15 protein-coding genes are annotated in these 20,488 nt (G+C 71.1%); 8 read left to right on the plus strand and 7 right to left on the minus strand.

Annotated elements, in window-relative coordinates; genetic code table 11:
* Nucleotides 1–73 precede the first annotated feature (73 nt).
* Nucleotides 74–910: a chitosanase gene (locus tag ABZT04_RS29340; RefSeq protein WP_356059991.1), complete on the plus strand. Its 837-nt coding sequence runs from the start codon at nt 74–76 to the stop codon at nt 908–910.
* Between the two features lie 133 nt (nt 911–1,043).
* On the opposite strand, the gene ABZT04_RS29345 is transcribed toward ABZT04_RS29340, so the two are convergent.
* The 3 genes from ABZT04_RS29345 to ABZT04_RS29355 form a co-directional block, all read right to left on the minus strand.
* Entirely contained in the window at nt 1,044–2,507 is a 1,464-nt protein-coding gene (locus ABZT04_RS29345; protein ID WP_356059992.1) for a glutamate synthase subunit beta, read from the minus strand.
* Entirely contained in the window at nt 2,500–7,095 is a 4,596-nt protein-coding gene (gene gltB / locus ABZT04_RS29350) for a glutamate synthase large subunit (protein ID WP_356059993.1), read from the minus strand. The genes ABZT04_RS29345 and gltB overlap by 8 nt, the downstream gene beginning before the upstream one ends.
* A gap of 368 nt (nt 7,096–7,463) precedes the next feature.
* Nucleotides 7,464–8,195: a VIT1/CCC1 transporter family protein gene (locus ABZT04_RS29355; protein ID WP_356059994.1), complete on the minus strand. Its 732-nt coding sequence runs from the start codon at nt 8,193–8,195 to the stop codon at nt 7,464–7,466.
* 272 nt (nt 8,196–8,467) lie between these two features.
* Here ABZT04_RS29355 and ABZT04_RS29360 point away from each other — a divergent pair, with 272 nt between their 5' ends.
* The 7 genes from ABZT04_RS29360 to ABZT04_RS29390 all read left to right on the plus strand — a co-directional run bounded on the left by ABZT04_RS29360 (nt 8,468) and on the right by ABZT04_RS29390 (nt 16,237).
* A complete protein-coding gene (locus ABZT04_RS29360; protein WP_356059995.1) occupies nt 8,468–9,547 on the plus strand; it encodes an ADP-ribosylglycohydrolase family protein in 1,080 nt (359 codons plus the stop codon).
* 119 nt (nt 9,548–9,666) lie between these two features.
* The gene (locus ABZT04_RS29365) at nt 9,667–10,818 is read left to right on the plus strand and encodes an ADP-ribosylglycohydrolase family protein (RefSeq protein WP_356060058.1); all 1,152 of its coding nucleotides are present in this window, start codon (nt 9,667–9,669) and stop codon (nt 10,816–10,818) included.
* Nucleotides 10,819–10,826: 8 nt separating this feature from the next.
* Nucleotides 10,827–11,993, plus strand: a complete 1,167-nt coding sequence (locus ABZT04_RS29370) for an ADP-ribosylglycohydrolase family protein (RefSeq protein WP_356059996.1) — start codon at nt 10,827–10,829, stop codon at nt 11,991–11,993.
* The gene (locus tag ABZT04_RS29375) at nt 11,981–13,342 is read left to right on the plus strand and encodes an ADP-ribosylglycohydrolase family protein (protein ID WP_356059997.1); all 1,362 of its coding nucleotides are present in this window, start codon (nt 11,981–11,983) and stop codon (nt 13,340–13,342) included. The genes ABZT04_RS29370 and ABZT04_RS29375 overlap by 13 nt, the downstream gene beginning before the upstream one ends.
* Nucleotides 13,339–14,232 (plus strand): ribokinase, encoded by an 894-nt coding sequence (gene rbsK / locus ABZT04_RS29380; protein ID WP_356059998.1) that lies wholly within the window; start codon nt 13,339–13,341, stop codon nt 14,230–14,232. Before ABZT04_RS29375 ends, rbsK begins: the two co-directional genes overlap by 4 nt.
* Entirely contained in the window at nt 14,229–15,428 is a 1,200-nt protein-coding gene (locus ABZT04_RS29385) for a CoA transferase (protein ID WP_356059999.1), read from the plus strand. Before rbsK ends, ABZT04_RS29385 begins: the two co-directional genes overlap by 4 nt.
* The gene (locus tag ABZT04_RS29390; protein WP_356060000.1) at nt 15,425–16,237 is read left to right on the plus strand and encodes a CoA ester lyase; all 813 of its coding nucleotides are present in this window, start codon (nt 15,425–15,427) and stop codon (nt 16,235–16,237) included. Before ABZT04_RS29385 ends, ABZT04_RS29390 begins: the two co-directional genes overlap by 4 nt.
* An 88-nt stretch (nt 16,238–16,325) precedes the next feature.
* Here the strand turns inward: ABZT04_RS29390 and lgt are convergent, their stop codons facing one another.
* The 4 genes from lgt to trpB all read right to left on the minus strand — a co-directional run bounded on the left by lgt (nt 16,326) and on the right by trpB (nt 20,340).
* The gene (gene lgt, locus ABZT04_RS29395; protein WP_356060001.1) at nt 16,326–17,294 is read right to left on the minus strand and encodes a prolipoprotein diacylglyceryl transferase; all 969 of its coding nucleotides are present in this window, start codon (nt 17,292–17,294) and stop codon (nt 16,326–16,328) included.
* A 93-nt stretch (nt 17,295–17,387) separates the two neighbouring features.
* Nucleotides 17,388–18,167 carry a thioredoxin domain-containing protein gene (locus tag ABZT04_RS29400; protein WP_356060002.1) on the minus strand — a complete coding sequence of 260 codons (780 nt, stop codon included), beginning with the start codon at nt 18,165–18,167 and terminating at the stop codon, nt 17,388–17,390.
* Between the two features lie 77 nt (nt 18,168–18,244).
* The gene (trpA, locus tag ABZT04_RS29405; protein ID WP_356060003.1) at nt 18,245–19,060 is read right to left on the minus strand and encodes a tryptophan synthase subunit alpha; all 816 of its coding nucleotides are present in this window, start codon (nt 19,058–19,060) and stop codon (nt 18,245–18,247) included.
* On the minus strand, nt 19,057–20,340 hold the full coding sequence (gene trpB / locus ABZT04_RS29410) for a tryptophan synthase subunit beta (RefSeq protein WP_356060004.1): 1,284 nt from the start codon (nt 20,338–20,340) through the stop codon (nt 19,057–19,059). The genes trpA and trpB overlap by 4 nt, the downstream gene beginning before the upstream one ends.
* Nucleotides 20,341–20,488: the final 148 nt, after the last annotated feature.

Raw genomic sequence — 20,488 nt, forward strand, 5'->3', positions numbered from 1 at the left:
CATGGAGGTTTGGCGGGATCAAAGTCCTCCCAACCCCCGGCATATGGGACGTAACCGCCCCTAGGGTGGGGCCATGAAACGCGTCGGCGTCCTGATGCCCGCCGCCGTGGCCGTCGCCCTCGCCGCGACGGCCTGCGGCTTCTCACCCACCGTCCACGACGATCCGCGGCCCGCGCACCCGTCCGGCGCGGCGCAGCGGAGAGAGCCGGAGGATCTGGACGCGCCGGCCATGAAGAACCTCGCGCAGGAACTGGTGGCCAGCGCCGAGAACTCGACGCTCGACTGGCGCAGCGCGTACGCCTACGTCCAGGACATCGGCGACGGCCAGGGCTACACCGCGGGCATCATCGGCTTCTGCACCGGCACCCACGACCTGCTCGTCCTCGTCGAGCGCTACACCGCCGCCCACCCCGGCAACGGCCTCGCCCGCTATCTCCCCGCGCTGCGCGCGGTCGACGGCACGGACTCGCACCAGGGCCTGGACCCCGGCTTCCCGGCCGCCTGGCGCGCCGAGGCGGAGGTCCCGGCGTTCCAGGCGACGCAGGACGCGGAGCGCGACCGCATCTACTTCGACCCCGCGGTCGCCGCCGCGAAACGTGACGGCCTGGGCGCGCTCGGGCAGTTCATCTACTACGACGCGATGGTCTTCCACGGGCCGGGCACGGACGGTTTCTACGGCATCCGGGAGCGCGCGACGGAGCGGGTGAAGCCTCCTGCCGAAGGAGGTTCCGAGAAGGCCTACTTGAGCGCCTTCCTCGACGTCCGTCGCGCCACCATGCGGGCCAAGCATCCCGGGATCGACACCTCGCGCATCGACACGGCCCAGCGGAAGTTCCTGGAGGAGGGGAACCTGGAGCTGCGGACGCCGCTGGTGTGGAAGGTGTACGGGGAGACGTACCAGGTGCCGTGAAAATGCCGCGGCGCCCGCCCAGGTCCGGTCGGGGACAGGGCAAGCGCCGCGGAGTGTTCCGTACGCCGTTGTACGGGACGTCTGTTGAGGGGATTCCCCCTCTGAGGGGGTTCCCTCTCTTTTTCTCGGGCCGTCAGACCATCAGCGAGCGGTCCGTCGGGCGGATCGGGGCCGGCAGTTCGCTGGCGCCGGTGAGGAAGCGGTCGACGCCGCGGGCGGCCGAGCGGCCCTCCGCGATCGCCCACACGATGAGGGACTGGCCGCGGCCCGCGTCACCGGCGACGAACACACCGGGGACGTTGGTCTGGAAGTCGGTGTCGCGGGCGATGTTGCCGCGCTCGTCCAGGCCCAGGCCGAACTGCTCGACGAGGCCGTTCTCGCGGTCGGTGCCGGTGAACCCCATGGCCAGCGTGACCAGTTGGGCCGGGATCTTGCGCTCGGTGCCCGGCTTCGGGGTCAGCTTGCCCTCGATGAACTCGACCTCGACGAGGTGCAGCCACTGGACGTTGCCGTCCTCGTCGCCCTCGAAGTGAGTGGTGTTGACGGAGTAGACCCGCTCACCGCCCTCCTCGTGCGCGGAGGTGACCTTGTAGAGCATCGGGAAGGTCGGCCAGGGCTGCGAGACGGCGTCCCGCTCGTCGCCCGGGCGCGGCATGATCTCCAACTGCGTGACGGAGGCGGCCCCTTGGCGGTGCGCCGTACCGACGCAGTCCGCGCCGGTGTCACCGCCGCCGATCACGACGACGTGCTTGCCCGCGGCCGAGACCGGGGTGGTGACGTAGTCACCCTCCTGGACCTTGTTCGACAGGGGCAGGTACTCCATCGCCTGGTAGACACCGGTCAACTCCCGCCCGGGGACAGGGAGATCACGCGCGGTGGTGGCACCGGCGGCGACCACGACCGCGTCGTAGCGCTTGCGCAGGTCGGTCGCCTTGAGGTCGCGACCGATCTCGATGCCGGTGCGGAAGCGGGTGCCCTCCGCGCGCATCTGCTCGATACGGCGGTTGATGTGCCGCTTCTCCATCTTGAACTCGGGGATGCCGTACCGGAGAAGGCCTCCGATGCGGTCCGCGCGCTCGTAGACGGCGACGGTGTGACCGGCCCGGGTGAGCTGCTGGGCGGCGGCGAGGCCCGCCGGGCCCGAGCCGATGACCGCGACGGTCTTGCCGGAGAGGCGCTCGGGGGCCTGCGGGGCTACGTCCCCGGTCTCCCACGCCTTGTCGATGATGGAGACCTCGACGTTCTTGATGGTGACCGGCGGCTGGTTGATGCCCAGCACACAGGCCGACTCGCACGGCGCGGGGCACAACCGCCCGGTGAACTCGGGGAAGTTGTTCGTCGCGTGCAGCCGCTCGGAGGCGGCCGTCCAGTCGCCGCGGTAGGCGTAGTCGTTCCACTCGGGGATCAGGTTCCCCAGCGGACAGCCGTTGTGGCAGAACGGGATGCCGCAGTCCATGCACCGGCCGGCCTGCTTGCCGATGATCGGCAGCAGCGAACCGGGGACGTAGACCTCGTTCCAGTCCTTGAGACGTACGTCGACGGGGCGGGACTTGGCGACCTCGCGCCCGTGGTTCAGAAAGCCCTTCGGGTCAGCCATTGGTCGCCGCCTCCATCATCTTCTCGGTGATCTCGGTCTCGGAGAGACCCGCTCGCTCGGCGGCGTCCTTGGCGGCGAGCACTGCCTTGTAGGCACTGGGGATGATCTTGCTGAAGCGGTCCACGGACACGGGCCACTCGGCGAGCAGCTTCTCGGCGACCGTGGAAGCGGTCTCCTCGGCGTGGCGGCGCACCACGTCGTGCAGCCACTGCTTGTCGGTGTCGTCCAACTCCTCGACGGCGCCCGCGTTCCCGACGTTCACGTTGTCCGGGTTCAGGTCGATGACGTAGGCGATGCCGCCGGACATGCCCGCCGCGAAGTTGCGGCCGGTCTCGCCCAGGACGACCGCCCGGCCGCCGGTCATGTACTCGCAGCCGTGGTCGCCCACGCCCTCGGAGACCACGGTGGCACCGGAGTTGCGGACACAGAACCGCTCGCCGGTACGACCGCGCAGGAACAGCTCGCCGCCGGTCGCGCCGTAGGCGATGGTGTTGCCCGCGATGGTGGAGAACTCGGCGAGGTGGTCGGCGCCCCGGTCGGGGCGGACGATGACCCGGCCGCCCGAAAGGCCCTTGCCGACATAGTCGTTGGCGTCGCCCTCCAGGCGCAGCGTGACACCGCGCGGGAGGAAGGCACCGAAGGACTGGCCGGCGCTGCCGGTGAAGGTGATGTCGATGGTGTCGTCGGGCAGACCGGCACCGCCGAACTTCTTCGTCACCTCGTGGCCGAGCATGGTGCCGACCGTGCGGTTGATGTTGCGGATCGCGACCTGGGCGCGGACCGGCTGGGCGTCGGTGGCGCTGGACGCGGCGAGGGCGTCGGCGGCGAGCTTGATCAGCTCGTTGTCGAGCGCCTTCTCCAGGCCGTGGTCCTGCTGGATGACCTGGTGCAGGGCAGCGCCCTCGGGGAGTTCGGGGACGTAGAACAGCGGGGCCAGGTCCAGGCCCTGCGCCTTCCAGTGGTCGACGGCGCGCTCGACGTCGAGCGTGCCGGCCTGGCCGACGGCCTCCTCGATGGTGCGGAAGCCCAGCTCGGCGAGGATCTCGCGGACCTCCTCGGCGATGAACCGGAAGAAGTTCACGACGTATTCGGCCTTGCCGGCGAACCGGTCGCGCAGCACCGGGTTCTGGGTGGCGATGCCGACCGGGCAGGTGTCCAGGTGGCAGACGCGCATCATGACGCAGCCGGAGACAACGAGCGGCGCGGTCGCGAAACCGAACTCCTCGGCGCCGAGCAGCGCGGCGATGACGACGTCACGGCCGGTCTTGAGCTGGCCGTCGGTCTGGACGACGATCCGGTCCCGCAGTCCGTTGAGCAGCAGGGTCTGCTGGGTCTCGGCGAGGCCCAACTCCCAAGGTCCACCGGCGTGCTTGAGGGAGGTCAGCGGCGAGGCGCCGGTACCGCCGTCGTGGCCGGAGATCAGGACGACGTCCGCGTGCGCCTTCGACACACCGGCCGCGACCGTGCCGACACCGACCTCGGAGACCAGCTTCACGTGGATCCGCGCCTGCGGGTTCGCGTTCTTCAGGTCGTGGATGAGCTGGGCGAGGTCCTCGATGGAGTAGATGTCGTGGTGCGGCGGCGGGGAGATCAGACCGACACCGGGGGTGCTGTGCCGGGTCTTGGCGACCCACGGGTAGACCTTGTGGCCGGGGAGCTGGCCGCCCTCGCCGGGCTTGGCGCCCTGGGCCATCTTGATCTGGATGTCGTCCGCGTTGACCAGGTACTCGGAGGTGACGCCGAAGCGGCCGGAGGCGACCTGCTTGATGGCGGACCGACGCGCCGGGTCGTACAGGCGGTCCGGGTCCTCGCCGCCCTCACCGGTGTTGGACTTGCCGCCCAACTGGTTCATGGCGATGGCGAGCGTCTCGTGCGCCTCCAGGGAGATGGAGCCGTACGACATGGCGCCGGTGGAGAAGCGCTTGACGATCTCGGAGACGGGCTCGACCTCGTCGATGGGGATCGACGGGCGGTCCGACTTGAAGCCGAAGAGGCCGCGCAGCGTCATGAGCCGCTCGGACTGCTCGTTCACCCGGTCCGTGTACTTCTTGAAGATGTCGTAGCGGGCCGTGCGCGTGGAGTGCTGGAGGCGGAAGACCGTCTCCGGGTCGAACAGGTGCGGCTCGCCCTCGCGGCGCCACTGGTACTCGCCGCCTATGTCGAGGGCGCGGTGCGCGGGCGCGATGCCGCTCGCGGGGTACGCCTTCGCGTGCCGGGCGGCGACCTCCTGGGCGACGACGTCGATGCCGACCCCGCCGATCTTGGTGGCCGTACCGCTGAAGTAGGCGTTGACGAACTGCTCGTCGAGGCCGACCGCTTCGAAGACCTGGGCGCCCCGGTAGGAGGCGACGGTCGAGATGCCCATCTTGGACATGACCTTGAGGACGCCCTTGCCGAGCGCGTAGATCAGGTTGCGGATGGCCTGCTCGGCCTCGATGTCGGTGAGGAAGGTGCCGGCGCGGACGAGGTCCTCGACGGACTCCATCGCCAGGTACGGGTTGACGGCGGCGGCGCCGAAGCCGATGAGCAGCGCGACGTGGTGGACCTCGCGCACGTCACCGGCCTCGACCAGCAGGCCCACCTGGGTGCGCTGCTTGGTGCGGATGAGGTGGTGGTGGACGGCCGCGGTGAGCAGCAGCGAGGGGATCGGCGCGTGCTCGGCGTCGGAGTGGCGGTCCGAGAGGACGATCAGCCGGGCGCCGTTCTCGATGGCCGCGTCGGCCTCGGTGCAGATCTCCGTGAGGCGGGCGGCGAGGGCGTCGCCGCCGCCGGAGACCCGGTACAGGCCGGAGAGGGTCGCGGCCTTCATGCCGGGCATGTCGCCGTCGGCGTTGATGTGGATGAGCTTGGCCAGCTCGTCGTTGTCGATCACCGGGAAGGGCAGGGTGACGCTACGACAGGAAGCGGCCGTCGGCTCGAGCAGGTTGCTCGCGGGGCCGAGGGACGAGCGCAGGGAGGTCACGAGCTCTTCCCTGATGGCGTCCAGCGGCGGGTTGGTGACCTGCGCGAACAACTGGGTGAAGTAGTCGAAGAGCAGGCGCGGGCGGCTGGAGAGCGCGGCGATCGGGGAGTCGGTGCCCATCGAACCGATCGGCTCGGCACCGGCCTTGGCCATCGGCGCGAGGATGACGCGCAGCTCCTCCTCGGTGTAGCCGAAGGTCTGCTGGCGGCGGGTGACCGAGGCGTGGGTGTGCACGATGTGCTCACGCTCGGGCAGGTCGGACAGCTCGATCTCGCCGGCTTCCAGCCAGTCGCCGTACGGCTTCTCGGCGGCGAGGCCGGCCTTGATCTCGTCGTCCTCGATGATGCGGTGCTCGGCGGTGTCCACGAGGAACATCCGGCCGGGCTGGAGGCGGCCCTTGCGGACGACCTTCGCGGGGTCGATGTCGAGGACGCCGACCTCGGAGCCGAGGACGACGAGGCCGTCGTCGGTGACCCAGTAGCGGCCGGGGCGCAGGCCGTTGCGGTCGAGGACCGCGCCGACCTGGGTGCCGTCGGTGAAGGTGACACAGGCCGGGCCGTCCCAGGGTTCCATCATCGTGGCGTGGAACTGGTAGAAGGCGCGGCGGGCCGGGTCCATGGAGTCGTGGTTCTCCCACGCCTCCGGGATCATCATCAGCACGGAGTGGGGCAGCGAACGCCCGCCCAGGTGCAGGAGTTCGAGCACCTCGTCGAAGGACGCGGAGTCGGAGGCGTCGGGCGTGCAGATCGGGAAGATCCGGTCGATCTTCTCCTGGTCGCCGAACAGGTCGGAGGCGATCTGCGATTCGCGGGCGGCCATCCAGTTGCGGTTGCCCTTGACCGTGTTGATCTCGCCGTTATGCGCGACGAAGCGGTACGGGTGGGCGAGCGGCCACGACGGGAAGGTGTTGGTGGAGAACCGGGAGTGCACGAGCGAGATCGCGGAGGCGAAGCGGCGGTCGGACAGGTCCGGGAAGAAGGGCTCCAACTGGCCCGTGGTGAGCATGCCCTTGTAGACGATGGTCCGCGCGGACAGCGAGGGGAAGTAGACGCCGGCCTCGCGCTCGGCGCGCTTGCGCAGCGCGAAGGCCTTGCGGTCGAGGTCGATGCCCTGGCTCCGGCCGTCGCCCACGAAGAGCTGCCGGAAGACCGGCATGGTGGAGCGCGCGGTGGCGCCGAGGAGTTCGGGGGCGGTCGGGACCTCGCGCCAGCCGAGGACGGTGAGGCCCTCCTCCGCGGCGATCGTCTCGACCTGTGAGACGGTCGCGTCGGCGCCGTCCGGGGGCAGGAAGGCGATACCAACCGCGTAACCACCGGCGGCGGGGAGGTCGAATCCGGCCACCTCGCGGAAGAAGGAGTCCGGTACCTGGGACAGGATGCCCGCGCCGTCGCCCGAGTCGGGCTCGGCACCGGTCGCACCGCGGTGCTCCAGGTTGCGCAGCACCGTGAGCGCCTGCTCGACCAGCGCATGGCTCGCCTCGCCGGTGAGGGTGGCCACGAAGCCGACGCCACAGGCGTCGTGCTCGTTGCGGGGGTCGTACATACCCTGCGCGGCAGGGCGAGCATCCATGAAGGACCAGTTCTGGCCGTTCGTGGTCTGCTGGGACGGCTGGCGCGGCGTACGCATCGGCTCTCCCGTCGTCGTCGTGGCATATGCATGGGCATAGGGACGACGTTGGCCCTCTGCGAGTTAGCGCAAAATTTCGTGCAGGTTACATGATGGGACGGTTCTCGGGAACCGGATACTCCGTTCCAACATGCGGACGCCGCGGGGTTCACGGCGGTGCACCGCGCCAGGCGGTGAAGTCCAGGGGGACCAAAAGCGGACAGATCGATGTCCGTCGGTCCGGGGCAGAGGGAGCGGCGTCGCCCATCCCGCGGGTGCGCCACAGGCGTCGTTGCCCGCAGCGCTTACGGCTCATGCCCGGTGGTTAAGCGTTCGAAACCAGCGAGTAACGGCTACTTATGCGGCCCATCGCATAAGTGCGCGTCGACCTATCCTACGACCGTTCCGAACACTGTGCCCAGGGCGTACGTCACACCGGCCGCCGCACCGCCCAGCGCGAGCTGCCGCAGCCCGCTGAACCACCAGGTCCGCGCGGTCACCCGGGCCACCACCGCACCACAGCCGAACAGCCCGATCAGCGCGAGCAGCAGAGCAGGCCAGAGCGTGGTCGCCCCGAGCAGGAACGGCAGTACGGGAAGCAGCGCGCCCAGCGCGAACGAGCCGAAGGACGACACGGCGGCGACGAGCGGTGAAGGCAGATCACCGGGGTCGATCCCCAGCTCCTCGCGGGCGTGTATCTCCAAGGCCTGCTCGGGGTCGCGCGAGAGCTGCCGGGCGACTTCACGGGCCAACCCGGCCTCGACGCCACGACTCTCATACAGGGAGGCCAGCTCGCTCTCCTCGTCCTCCGGGTGCTTGCGCAGCTCCCGCCGCTCGACATCCAGCTCGGCCTCGACCAACTCGCGCTGGGAGGCGACGGAGGTGTACTCACCGGCCGCCATGGAGAAGGCACCGGCGGCAAGCCCGGCCAACCCCGTGATGACGACGGTCTGATGACTCACGGCACCGCCCACCACACCGGTCATCAGGGCGAGGTTGGAGACCAGACCGTCCATCGCACCGAACACCGCGGGCCGCAGCCAACCGCCGTTGACATCGCGGTGGGTGTGGTTGTCGCGGTGCGCCTCGTGAAGCGTCGCCTCGGTCTCGATGATGGCCATGCCGGCTCCCCCAAAATCCTTAGGTAAGGCTAAGTTTAGACATCTTCTACTCTTCGACAACACCAAACCTACGCCGTTCATTTCCCCCTCGCCAGCAAGGAAAGGCTGCGCTAACCAGCGCCTTTACCCTCGAACGCTCATCCGCGCCGTTGCCCCATCAGATGTCGACCGGGTGACGTTTGCCCTGGGGCGGGCTCTGCGGAAGGCCTCCCGTGGGAGACATCCGCAAAGGGTTCCGCGCTCTAGCGGGAACCCCGTAGGAGAGGCCGCGTATGGCATCGATCGCCTGCATTCCCCCGGTCCCGGCGCCCGAGAACGCCACCGATCTCCGCGAACGGGCACGCGGCGCGTTGCTCGGCCTGGCCGTCGGGGACGCGCTCGGGGCACCGGCGGAGAACATGAAACCCTCGGAGATCCGCGCCCGTTGGGGCCGCATCACGGGATACGTGGCGGAGCACCCCGCGGGCACGGACGACACCGAGTACGCGATCTTCTCCGGCCTGCTGCTGGCCCGGCACGGCTCGGCCCTCACCCCCTCCCATGTGGAGTCGGCCTGGCACGAGTGGATCGCCGACCGGGACGAGGGCCAGTTCCGGGGCGCGGGCTTCAGCGAACGCGGCACGCTGGAGAACCTCCGCCGAGGCCTGGCCGCCCCCATCTCCGCCCAGCACCGCCACGCCTGGAGCGACGGCCTAGCCATGCGGGCGGCCCCCTTCGGCGTCTTCGCGGCGGGCCGCCCGGCCGAGGCGGCCCGCCTGGTCGCGATCGACGGCTCGGTGAGCCACGACGGCGAGGGCATCTACGGCGGCCAGGCGGTCGCGGCGGGTGTCGCGGCGGCGATGGCGGGCGCCCCCACGATCGCGGTGGTGGCATCGGCCCTCGCGGTAGTCCCGGACGACTCCTGGACGGCCCGCTCCCTGCGCCGAGCGGTGGCGGTCGCCCACCGAGGCGAGCGAGCGGTCCGCTCGGCGGTCGTGATCGGCGGCTACCCCTGGACCGACCTGGCCCCCGAGGCGGTCGCCCTCGCCTTCGGCGCCTACGCGGCGGCGGACGGCGACTTCGTGGACTCCGTCCTCACCGCCGTCAACATGGGCAGGGACGCGGACACGACAGCGGCGGTTGCAGGCGCCCTGGCCGGCGCGACCCGGGGCGCGTCCTCGATCCCGCCCGACTGGGCGACGGCGATCGGTCCGGCACGGGGTAGCTGTCTGCCCGCGATGGCGGGCCACCACGTCCTGGACATCGCGGAGTTGCTGGTGCCAGGGGAGGGCGGGAAGTGGGGCGCGGTGAGTCCGGTATCGGATCGGACGGAGTACGTGCTGGCGGCGGACGAGGAGGAGGCGGAGCTGTGAGGCACGGTGAGGACGGGGAGGCACGGGGAAGGCAGGCGGGGGTCACGGGACAGGCAAGGGTGCTCGAACTCGCGGACACGGAGAGCGAGTTGGGACTGCTGGCGCGACCTGCACCTGACCTGTCGGCCCTACTGGCGCCACCCGCACCCGACAACAAACCCCGCCGCATCGAAGGCCTCCTCCTAGGCCTCGCCGCAGGTGATGCCGCCGGCTGGCCCGCGGCGAGGCACCGGGCCGCTCGTATGCCCGAGTGGACGCGGCGCCTCACTCGCGAACTCGACACCTTCGCCGAGCAGAACGCGACCACGACACTCCCCGTCCCCATCGCCCTGAACCAACCCCCCGAGCCCCTACGCCTCGGCCCCTCCGACGACGCCGAGTGGGCGGCCTTCGCCGCGGAGGCCGTGCTGCGGGCCGGCGACGACACCGTCCTCGGCGACCTCAGCAGGGAACGCCGAACCAGAGCCGCGATCGACCTCACCTGGAACGCCATTGCCAGCGAAGTCGCCGCCGCGGCGGACCGGGCGCCAGAGGTCGAGTCGGCCGTGCTCCCCCTCCGCGCCCGCATCTCCGTACGCGCCGGACTCGGCAACCTCGCCGCCGGTCTGCGCCCACCCGCGACCGGCCACGACAACCCGCACTACTTCGACGACGCCGCCTGCGTACGGGCCTGCGTCCTCGCGGTGGCGCACCCCGGCGACCCCCAACTCGCCGCCGCCCTCGCCGAGTTCGACGCCCGCTACACCCAGGACGGCGACGGCGTCCACGGTGCCAGGGCCATGGCGGCAGCCCTCGCACTCGCCCTGATCGGCGCCACCGTGGACGACTGCGTGGCGGCCGCCCTCGCCGAACTCCCCGAAGCCACGGAGATCGGCCGCAACGCCCGCCACGCGCTCGAACTCGCGCGCGACAGCGACAGCGCGTTCGCCCTGATCCCCCTCCTGGAACACCAGATCGTCGACCACGTCTACAGCTACGGCATCGCCGCCGCCGAAACCGTCCCGGTCGCCCTCGCCCTCGCCACCGCGTCCCGCGGCCGTATCGCGGAAGCGGTCCCCGCCGCGGCCTGCCTCTCCCGCGTCGCCGACTCCGCGCCCGCCCTCGCCGGCGCCCTCACCGGAGCACTGAGCGGCGGACAAGCAATCCCCGCCACCTGGCGGGACGCCTGCCGCACCCTCTCCGGCTGCGCCCTCCCCCGCCTCACCGGCACCGATCTCGTAGAACTCGCCGAACTCCTGGAAGCCACGCAACCGGCCCCACCAGGAGGATGATTCGGGGCATGACGCCCAAAGAACCAGATAGCAGCCTTGAGGACCGGATCACCGGAGCCCTCGTGGGTGCCGCGGTCGGCGATGCCCTCGGCGGTCCCGTCGAGGGCTACTCCCCCGACCAGATCCTCGAACGGCACGGCGGTCGCGTGCACGGCATCGTCGGCCCCTGGAACGGCGACGCGTGGCGCACCGCCCGCCCCATCGCGCCGTACCACAAGGGCGACGGCCACGTCACCGACGACACCTTGATGACCCACGCTCTGGTACGGGTCTACGCGACCGTCCGCGACCACCTCGACGCGTTCGCGATCGCCGACCACCTGGTCCCCGACCTGATGACGAACCCGCGCTGGATCCCGGAGTTGGAGTCGGAGGCCATCCCCCTCCAACGTGTCTTCCTCGCCGAGAAGTGGCTCGCGGCCCGCCTCCACTACGGCCATGTCGACCCCCGCGAGGCCGGCGTCGGCAACATCGTCAACTGCGGTGCCGCGATGTACATGGCACCGGTCGGTCTCGTCAACGCGGCCCATCCGGCGGGGGCTTACGCGGAAGCCCTCGACATCGCGGGCGCCCACCAGTCGTCGTACGGCCGTGAGGCGGCCGGTGTCTTCGCGGCGGCGGTGGCCGCGGCCTGCGCACCGGAGGCGAGTCCGGACTCGGTGGTGGCCGCCTGCCTGGCACTGGCCAAGGACGGCACTCGTACGGCGATCGAGAAGGTCTGTGAAGTGGCGTCCCGTCACTCGGACTTCGAGTCGGCGCTGGTCCCCCTGCGGGAGGCGGTCGCGCCGTACGACACGGTCGGCCCCGACTACCGCGCCCCCTCCCTTGACGCCCGCCGCCCCTCCCGCACCCGCGCGATCGAGGAACTCCCCGTCGCCCTGGGCATGTTGGTCGTCTCCGGCGGCGACTACCGCCACGCGGTGCTGGGTTCGGTGAACTACGGCCGGGATTGCGACTCGATCGCGACCATGGCGGGCGCGGTGGCCGGCGCCCTGGGTTCGCCGGTCCCGCAGGACTGGTCGAAGTCGGTCGCCGAGGCCAGCCGCCTGGACCTTTGGGAACCGGCGACGACCCTCACCGCCGTCACCCGCGAGGTCTTCGCGCGCGACGTCCGCCGACGCCGGGCCCACGAGGCGGCGTTCACCGCGATCGGAGGAGTGCGGTGCTCCGACTGACCTGGGTCCAGCCGGAGGACCTGCTCGGCCACGAGCTGCGCCAGGCGGCCCAGGACGGGCGCGAGCCGTCGGCGATCGCGGCACGCTGGCGGGCGGCGGGGGGCGCGGAGGCACCGGCCCGGGCGGGAGCCTCGCCCGGACCTACCACCCGCTACCTCCGGTTGCTCGCCGAGGACCTCCTCGACGAACTGGCCGATCTGCCCAGCAGGTTGGCGGAACAGGAGCCGACCGACCTGGCGAGGATCAGAGCCCTCTGCCCCAACTGGCCCACAGCACAAGCCACTTCCCCGCCCCGTCCCGCCGTCCTCCACGCCGCCTGGCTGGGCCGGGCCGTCGGCTGTCTGCTCGGCAAACCCGTCGAGAAGATCACCCTCGACGGCATCCGCCAACTCGCCCGAGCCACCGGCAACTGGCCCCTCACCTCGTACTTCACCGCCCGGGGCGTCCCCGCCGAACTCCTCACCGCCCACCCCTGGAACCGCCGCTCCGCCCCCACCTCCCTCGCCGAGAACATCGACGGCATGCCCGAGGACGACGACCTCAACTACCCCCTGCTGAACCTCCTGTTGCTACAGCGCCACGGCAAGGACTTCACCACTGCGGACGTGGCGAAGCTCTGGCTCGACGAACTCCCCGCCGGCCGCACCTTCACCGCCGAGCGCATCGCCTACCGCAATCTGCTCTCCGGCCTGGAACCCCCGCGAACGGCCCGTCACCGCAACCCGTTCCGCGAGTGGATCGGCGCCCTGATCCGCGCCGACGTCCACGGCTGGACCCACCCCGGCGACCCGGGCGCGGCTGCCGCACAGGCCCACCGCGACGCCACCCTCACCCACACCGCCAACGGCGTCTACGCGGCGATGTTCACGGCGGCCGTCATCGCCGACGCGGCCACCGGCACCCACGACATCCACACCTGCCTGCGCACCGGACTGACGGTCGTCCCGCCTGCCTCCCGCCTCGCCAAGGCGATCCAGCACGCTCTCCAACTGGCCCGGAAACACCGGGACTTCGACGCCGTGGCGGACGAACTCCACACCACCCACGGGCGCACCCACCACTGGGTCCACGCGATCCCCAACACCGCCCTGATCGTCGCCGCCCTCACCCACGCGGACGGCGACTTCAGCGGCTCCATCTGCCGTGCGGTGTCGGGTGGTTGGGACACCGACTCCAACGGCGCCACGGTCGGCAGCGTCGCGGGCCTCCTCGCCGGCACCCCCGCCGCACTCCCCGACCGCTGGACGACCCCCCTCAAGAACCGACTCGCCACCTCCGTAGGCGACTTCAACGGCATCGGTTTCGACACCCTCGCCCGACTCACCCATCAGGAGACCGCCCGCCCATGACCCATATCGCCGTGCTCGGCAGCACGAACATGGACCTCGTCGCCTACGTCGCGAAGGCCCCGCGGCGCGGAGAGACCGTGACGGGACGGGAGTTCCGCACGATCCCCGGCGGCAAGGGCGCCAACCAGGCGATCGCCGCGGCCCACTCGGGCGCCGACGTCACCATCATCGGAGCGGTCGGCGACGACGCCTACGGCGCCCAACTCCGGTCCACCTTCGAGCACTCCGGCGTGGACACCGACCATCTGCGCACCGTCGAGGGCCCGTCCGGCACCGCGCACATCGTCGTGGACGACGAGGGCGGCAACGCGATCGTCGTGATCCCCGCCGCCAACGGCACCGTCGACCACCTCGCCCCCGGCGACGAGGGCCTGATCGCCAGCGCCGACGCGCTGCTCCTCCAGTTGGAGATCCCTCTCGCCGCGGTGATCGCCGGTGCTGAGGCGGCCCGCCGCCACGGTGTCCGGACGATCCTCACCCCGGCCCCCGCCCAGCCCCTGCCACCCGAACTCCTCGCCGCCGTAGACCTGTTGGTGCCCAACGAACACGAGGCCACGACCCTCACCGGCCGCACCGACCCGCGCGAGGCGGCCGCCGCCCTTCTCCACCAGGTACCCGAGGTGATCATCACCCTCGGCTCGGCGGGCATTCTGTACGCGGCCCGGGGCACCGAGCCGTTCGCCGTCCCCGCACCGCGAGTCACCGCCGTGGACTCGACGGGCGCCGGCGACACCTTCGTCGGGGCTCTCGCGGTGGCGCTCGCCGAGGGCCGTCCGACGCGGGAAGCGCTGGGATGGGCGGCAGCGGCTGCCGCGCTCTCCGTGCAGCGACCGGGAGCGACGGCGTCGATGCCGTACCGCCCGGAGATCGAGAAGCAGTACGCCTCATGACCGAGACGACCACAACTCCCTTGTCAGGGCTGCGCGTTCTGGACCTCGCGACACTCTTCGCCGGGCCCCTCGCCGCGACCATGCTCGGCGACTTCGGCGCCGAGGTCGTCAAGGTCGAGCACCCGGCCAAGCCGGACCCGTCCCGGGGCCACGGCCCGTCGAAGGACGGCGTCGGCCTGTGGTGGAAGCTGCTCGGCCGCAACAAGCGCACGATCACCCTCGACCTGTCGAAACCGGGCGGACGCGACACCCTCCTGCGCCTCGCCGCCACCGCCGACGTGATCATCGAGAACTTCCGCCCCGGCACCCTGGAGAAATGGGACCTCGGCTGGGGCGAACTCTCCGCCGCCAACCCGCGGTTGGTCCTCGCCCGGGTCACCGCCTTCGGCCAGTTCGGGCCCTACGCGCACCGCCCCGGCTTCGGCACCCTCGCCGAGGCGATGAGCGGCTTCGCGGCGATCACCGGTGAACCGGACGCGCCCCCGACCCTCCCGCCGTTCGGGCTGGCCGACTCGATCGCGGGCCTGGCGACGGCGTACGCGGTGATGACGGCCCTCGCCGCCCGCGACCGCACCGGCGAGGGCCAGGTCGTCGACATGGCGATCATCGAACCGATCCTGACCGCGCTGGGCCCCCAGCCCCTCTGGTACGACCAGCTCGGCCACGTCCAGCCGCGCACCGGCAACCGCTCCCAGAACAACGCCCCGCGCAACACCTACCGTACGGCGGACAGCAGTTGGGTCGCCGTCTCGACCTCGGCCCAGTCGATCGCCGAACGCGTGATGCACCTCGTCGGCCGCCCGGAACTGATCGACGAACCCTGGTTCGCGACCGGCGCGGACCGGGCCCGGCACGCCGATGTCCTGGACGCGGCGGTCGGCGACTGGATCGCGCGACGCACCCGCACCGAGGTCCTGGCCGCCTTCGAGAAGGCGGAGGCGGCGGTCGCCCCGATCCAGGACGTACGGGACGTCATGACGGACCCGCAGTACCAGGCCCTCGACACGATCACCACCGTCGACGACCCCGAGCTCGGCCCCCTCCGTATGCAGAACGTCCTCTTCCGCCTCTCCGCCACCCCCGGCGCCATCCGCTGGCCGGGCCGCCCGCACGGCGCCGACACGGACACGGTCCTGTCCGAACTGGGCCTGACCGAGACCGAGTTGGCCGCTCTCCGCCGGGCGGGCGTCCTGTGACCGCGTACCCGCTGACCTGGCTCTACGTCCCCGGCGACCGTCCCCCGATCGTCGCCAAGGCCCTCGCCGCAGGCGCCGACGTGGTCGTCGTCGACCTGGAGGACGCGGTCGCCCCCGACCGCAAGGAGTACGCCCGCGCGGCCACGGCGGAACTCCTCGCGCAGCCTCGGCCCGACGTCCATGTCCGTGTCAACGCCCTGGACACCCCGTGGGCGGCGGACGACCTCCGGGCACTCGCACCCCTTCCGGGCCTGTCCGGCCTACGGCTCCCGAAGGTCACGTCCGCCGAGGAGGTCGTGGCCGTGGCGGAAAGGGCTCCCGGCCTCCCTCTGTACGCCCTTCTGGAGACGGGCCTCGGCATCGAGCGGGCCTACTCCGTCGCCACCGCCCACCCCGCTCTGCGCGGCATCACGCTCGGTGAGGCGGATCTGATGGCCGACCTGGGCGTACGCGACGACAAGGGCCTGGACTGGTGCCGCTCGCGGGTGGTCGTCGCCGCCCGGGCCGCGGGCCTGGCGCCGCCGCCCCAGTCCGTCTATCCCGACATCCGCGACCTGGAAGCGCTCGCCGCCTCCTGCGCCCACGGCCGCGCCCTGGGGTTCCTCGGCCGGGCGGCGATCCATCCCCGCCAGCTCCCGGTCATCGAACGTGCCTATCTCCCGACCGCCGAGGAGATCGAACAGGCCGAGACGATCATCAAGGCGGCGATGCGCGAGAAGGGCGCACAGGCCCTGCCCGACGGCCGGTTCATCGACGCGGCCGTGGTGGCGGCGGCGCAGCGAACCCTCACGCTGGCGCGCCGCACCTGACACGCGATGAGGGCGCCCCGTCTGACACGGGACGCCCTCATCGTCGTAGAACCAGTGAGCCGGTGGAATGGAACCAGTGGACCGGCCGTCAGCTCTTCTTCGCCGACTCGGCCTCGTCCTTCTTCTCCGTGACGTCCGTTTCCGGTGCGTCCTCGGCGTCCGCGTCTTCCTTGGGCTCCTCTTCCGGGGCCGCCCCGCTGTCGTCGCCGTCGGTCGCGTCGGCGGCGGTCTCCGCCTCCGGTGCCTCCGGCTCGACGACCTCTTCGCGGCCCGGGCGCTTCTTCGCCGAGATCACCATGTAGAGCACCGCGAGGATGAAGACGATCATCGCGGTCCAGTCGTTCAGCCGCAGGCCCAGGATGTGGTGGGCGTCGTCGACGCGCATGTACTCGATCCAGCCGCGGCCCACGCAGTAGGCGGCGACGTACAGCGCGAAGGCCCGGCCGTGGCCCAGCTTGAAGCGGCGGTCGGCCCAGATGACGAGGAAGCCGACGCCGATGCACCACAGGGACTCGTACAGGAACGTCGGGTGGTAGTAGCCCGGCACCCGGCCGTCCGTCGAGGACGTGATGTGCAGCGCCCAGGGGAGGTGGGTCTCGCGGCCGTACAGCTCCTGGTTGAACCAGTTGCCCCAGCGGCCGATGGCCTGGGCGAAGGCGATGCCGGGGGCGAGGGCGTCGGCCCAGGCCGGCAGCGGGATGCCACGGCGGCGGCAGCCGATCCAGGCGCCCACCGCGCCGAGCGCGATCGCGCCCCAGATACCGAGGCCGCCCTGCCACACCTTGAAGGCGTCCACCCAGTCGCGGCCCTCGCTGAAGTACAGCTCGTAGTCCGTGATCACGTGGTAAAGGCGACCGCCGACGAGGCCGAACGGCACGGCCCAGACAGCGATGTCGGCCACCGTCCCGACCTTGCCGCCGCGGGCGACCCAGCGTTTGTTGCCGAGCCAGACGGCGACGAAGACGCCGATGATGATGCAGAACGCGTAGCCGCGCAGCGGAATGGGGCCGAGGTGGATGACCCCGCGCGACGGGCTGGGAATGTAGGCAAGTTCCATGGCAGGGTCGACGCTACCGTGCCGGACCGCGACCACGGCAAGCGGCCCGGCTACGGCTCCATAACGGGCCGGTGTGAAAACCGGCCCGCCACCTCACCCCTTGTTGGCCGCCTGGACCAACTGCTTCAGCTTCGCCGGGGTCATCGTCTGGTCCGCGTAGATGTTCTTGCCGTCGAAGAGGACGGTCGGGGTGCCGGTGAACCCGCCGGCCTGGAACGCGGCGGCGGACTTGGTGACCCAACCGTCGTGCGTACCGCTGTTGACGCACTTCTGGAACGCGGGGGTGTCGAGGCCGCTCACCTTGCCCGCCAGCTCGATCAGCTTGGCGTTGCTGGAGAACGCGTCGTCCGTCTCCTTGGGCTGGTTCTCGTACAGCGTGTCGTGGTAGTCGCGGAACTTTCCGGCGTCCTGGGCGCAGGCCGCCGCGTTGGCCGCGCGCTTGGAGCCGGTGCCGCCGAGGTTGCCGTCGATGATGGTGACCAGGTGGTACTGCACCTTGAGCTGCCCGGAGTCGGTCAGCTCGTGGAGCGTCGAGCGGTACGCCGTCTCGAAGGCCTGGCAGGCCGGGCAGCGGAAGTCCTCCCACACCGTGAGCGTCTGTTTCGCGCTGTCCTTGCCGACCTGGATCGCCAGGCTGTCCTTGCCGGTCGCCCCGGAGGGCGCCACGACCGGGCCCGCCTTACCGCTGCCGCTGTCGTCCTTGCCGGAGTTCGCGGCGAGGACGCCGATCACCGACGCCAGGCCCAGCACACAGACGACGCTCGCGGCCACGATCAGCGTGCGCCGCCGCCTCTCCGCGGCCTTCTGGTTCTCACGCTCGACCGCCAGCCGCTCGCGGGCGGTGCGCTTTCCGTCACGGTTCTTCTCGCTCACACCCCGCAGAACGAACCGGGGAGGCGCAGCGCGCCTCCCCGGTCCCAGGTCCACCCATACGAGGGACCAATGTTCCTTTACGCCTGTCCGCGCACGCCCTTCGCCAGCTCGCCCGCGAGTGCGCGGACCGCCTCGACGCCGGCCGCGTCGTCCGGCGCGTCCAGCATCCGCTTGACGAAGGCGGAGCCGACGATCACGCCGTCCGCGAAGCGGGCCACCTCGGCGGCCTGCCGGGCGTCGGACACACCGAGACCGACGCACACGGGCGTGTCGGTGGTGGCGCGGGTGCGCTCGACGAGGTCCTGCGCCTGCGCGCCCACCGACTCACGGGTGCCGGTGACACCCATCAGCGAGGCGGCGTAGACGAAGCCGGTGCCGACCTTGGTGATCTCGGCGAGCCGCGCGGCCTTACTGCTCGGCGCGACCACGAAGACCGTGGCGAGCCCGTGCTTCTCCGCGTGCTCCCTCCACAGCCCCGCCTCCTGCACGGGCAGGTCGGGCAGGATGCACCCGGCGCCGCCCGCCTCGGCCAGCTCGGCGGTGAAGCGCTCGACGCCGTAGCGGTCGATCGGGTTCCAGTACGTCATGACGAGCACGGGCTTCCCGGTCGCCGCGTGTGCCTCGCGGACCGTGCGCATCACGTCCGCGATCTTGACGCCGCCGCGCAGGGCGATGTCGTCGGCGGTCTGGATGACGGGGCCGTCGAGGACGGGGTCGCTGTGCGGAAGGCCCACCTCGACGATGTCGGCGCCGCCGTCGAACGCGGCCTTGACCGCCTCGATGCCGCCGTCCACGGTCGGGAACCCGGCCGGGAGGTAGGCGATGAGCGCGGCGCATCCCTCGGCCTTGGCGGCGGCGAGGGTGTCGGACAGCAGTTGGATGTTGCCGCTCACTTGGCGTCCCCCTCGATCTCGGCGGTGTCGGCGGAATTGGCCGCCACTTCGGCGTCCGTGTCGTACAGGCCGAAGTAGCGTGCGGCCGTGTCCATGTCCTTGTCGCCGCGCCCGGACAGGTTGACGACGATCAGCCCGTCCTTGCCCAGCTCCTTGCCGACCTCCAGCGCGCCGGCCAGGGCGTGGGCGCTCTCGATCGCCGGGATGATGCCCTCGGTGCGCGACAGCAGGCGCAGGGCCTGCATGGCGGCGTCGTCGGTGACCGCGCGGTACTCGGCGCGGCCGCTGTCCTTGAGGTAGGAGTGCTCGGGGCCGATGCCCGGGTAGTCCAGTCCTGCCGAGATCGAGTACGGCTCGGTGATCTGGCCCTCCTCGTCCTGGAGGACGTAGGACCGCGAACCGTGCAGGATGCCGGGCTCGCCCGCGGTGAGGGTCGCCGCGTGTTCGCCGGTCTCGACGCCGTGGCCGGCCGGCTCGCAGCCGATGAGGCGTACGTCGGCGTCCGGGATGAAGGCGTGGAAGAGGCCGATGGCGTTCGAGCCGCCGCCGACACAGGCGACGGCCGCGTCGGGCAGACGGCCTGCGCGCTCCAGGATCTGGCGGCGGGCCTCGACGCCGATCACCCGGTGGAAGTCGCGGACCATGGCCGGGAAGGGGTGCGGTCCCGCGACCGTACCGAAGAGGTAGTGCGTGCGGTCGACGTTGGCCACCCAGTCGCGGAAGGCCTCGTTGATCGCGTCCTTCAGGGTGCGGCTGCCGGACTTCACGGCGATGACCTCGGCGCCGAGCATGCGCATCCGGGCCACGTTCAGGGCCTGGCGCCGGGTATCGATCTCGCCCATGTAGATGGTGCATTCGAGGCCGAACAGCGCACAGGCGGTGGCGGTCGCGACGCCGTGCTGGCCGGCGCCGGTCTCCGCGATGACCCGGGTCTTGCCCATCCGCTTGGTGAGCAGGGCCTGGCCGAGCACGTTGTTGATCTTGTGGGAGCCGGTGTGGTTCAGGTCCTCGCGCTTGAGGAAGATCCGGGCGCCACCGGCGTGCTCCGCGAAGCGGGGTACCTCGGTGAACGCGCTGGGCCTGCCGGTGTAGTTGACGAGCAGGTCGTCCAACTCGCGGGCGAACTCGGGGTCGTGCTTCGCCTTGTCGTACTCGACGGCCACCTCGTCCACGGCGGCGACGAGGGCCTCCGGGATGAACTTGCCGCCGAATGCGCCGAAGTAGCCCTCGGCGCTGGGGACTTGACCCTCGGGGTCGGGGATGAAGAACTCGCTGGGCATGCGGAAACCTCACGGTGAGTTTATGGAGAATGCACTAAACGCCGTGGGGGCAGGGGGTGTTGGTCGGCTGCGAGTCCGTGGGGACTGGTCGCACCCGCGCGGCGGTGGCCGCAGATCAATCAGAGCCCCGGGCCCCTGAAAGCCCGCT

Origin of the sequence: Streptomyces sp. NPDC005492 (assembly GCF_040605995.1) — a bacterium.
In the GTDB taxonomy this organism is placed as follows: domain Bacteria; phylum Actinomycetota; class Actinomycetes; order Streptomycetales; family Streptomycetaceae; genus Streptomyces.

Bases quoted from the DNA above. Each gene is read 5' to 3' on its own strand.
- ABZT04_RS29340 (WP_356059991.1), top strand. From the start codon at position 74: ATGAAACGCGTCGGCGTCCTGATGCCCGCCGCCGTGGCCGTCGCCCTC.
- ABZT04_RS29345 (WP_356059992.1), bottom strand. From the start codon at position 2,507: ATGGCTGACCCGAAGGGCTTTCTGAACCACGGGCGCGAGGTCGCCAAG.
- gltB (WP_356059993.1), bottom strand. From the start codon at position 7,095: ATGCGTACGCCGCGCCAGCCGTCCCAGCAGACCACGAACGGCCAGAAC.
- ABZT04_RS29355 (WP_356059994.1), bottom strand. From the start codon at position 8,195: ATGGCCATCATCGAGACCGAGGCGACGCTTCACGAGGCGCACCGCGAC.
- ABZT04_RS29360 (WP_356059995.1), top strand. From the start codon at position 8,468: ATGGCATCGATCGCCTGCATTCCCCCGGTCCCGGCGCCCGAGAACGCC.
- ABZT04_RS29370 (WP_356059996.1), top strand. From the start codon at position 10,827: ATGACGCCCAAAGAACCAGATAGCAGCCTTGAGGACCGGATCACCGGA.
- rbsK (WP_356059998.1), top strand. From the start codon at position 13,339: ATGACCCATATCGCCGTGCTCGGCAGCACGAACATGGACCTCGTCGCC.
- ABZT04_RS29385 (WP_356059999.1), top strand. From the start codon at position 14,229: ATGACCGAGACGACCACAACTCCCTTGTCAGGGCTGCGCGTTCTGGAC.
- lgt (WP_356060001.1), bottom strand. From the start codon at position 17,294: ATGGAACTTGCCTACATTCCCAGCCCGTCGCGCGGGGTCATCCACCTC.
- trpB (WP_356060004.1), bottom strand. From the start codon at position 20,340: ATGCCCAGCGAGTTCTTCATCCCCGACCCCGAGGGTCAAGTCCCCAGC.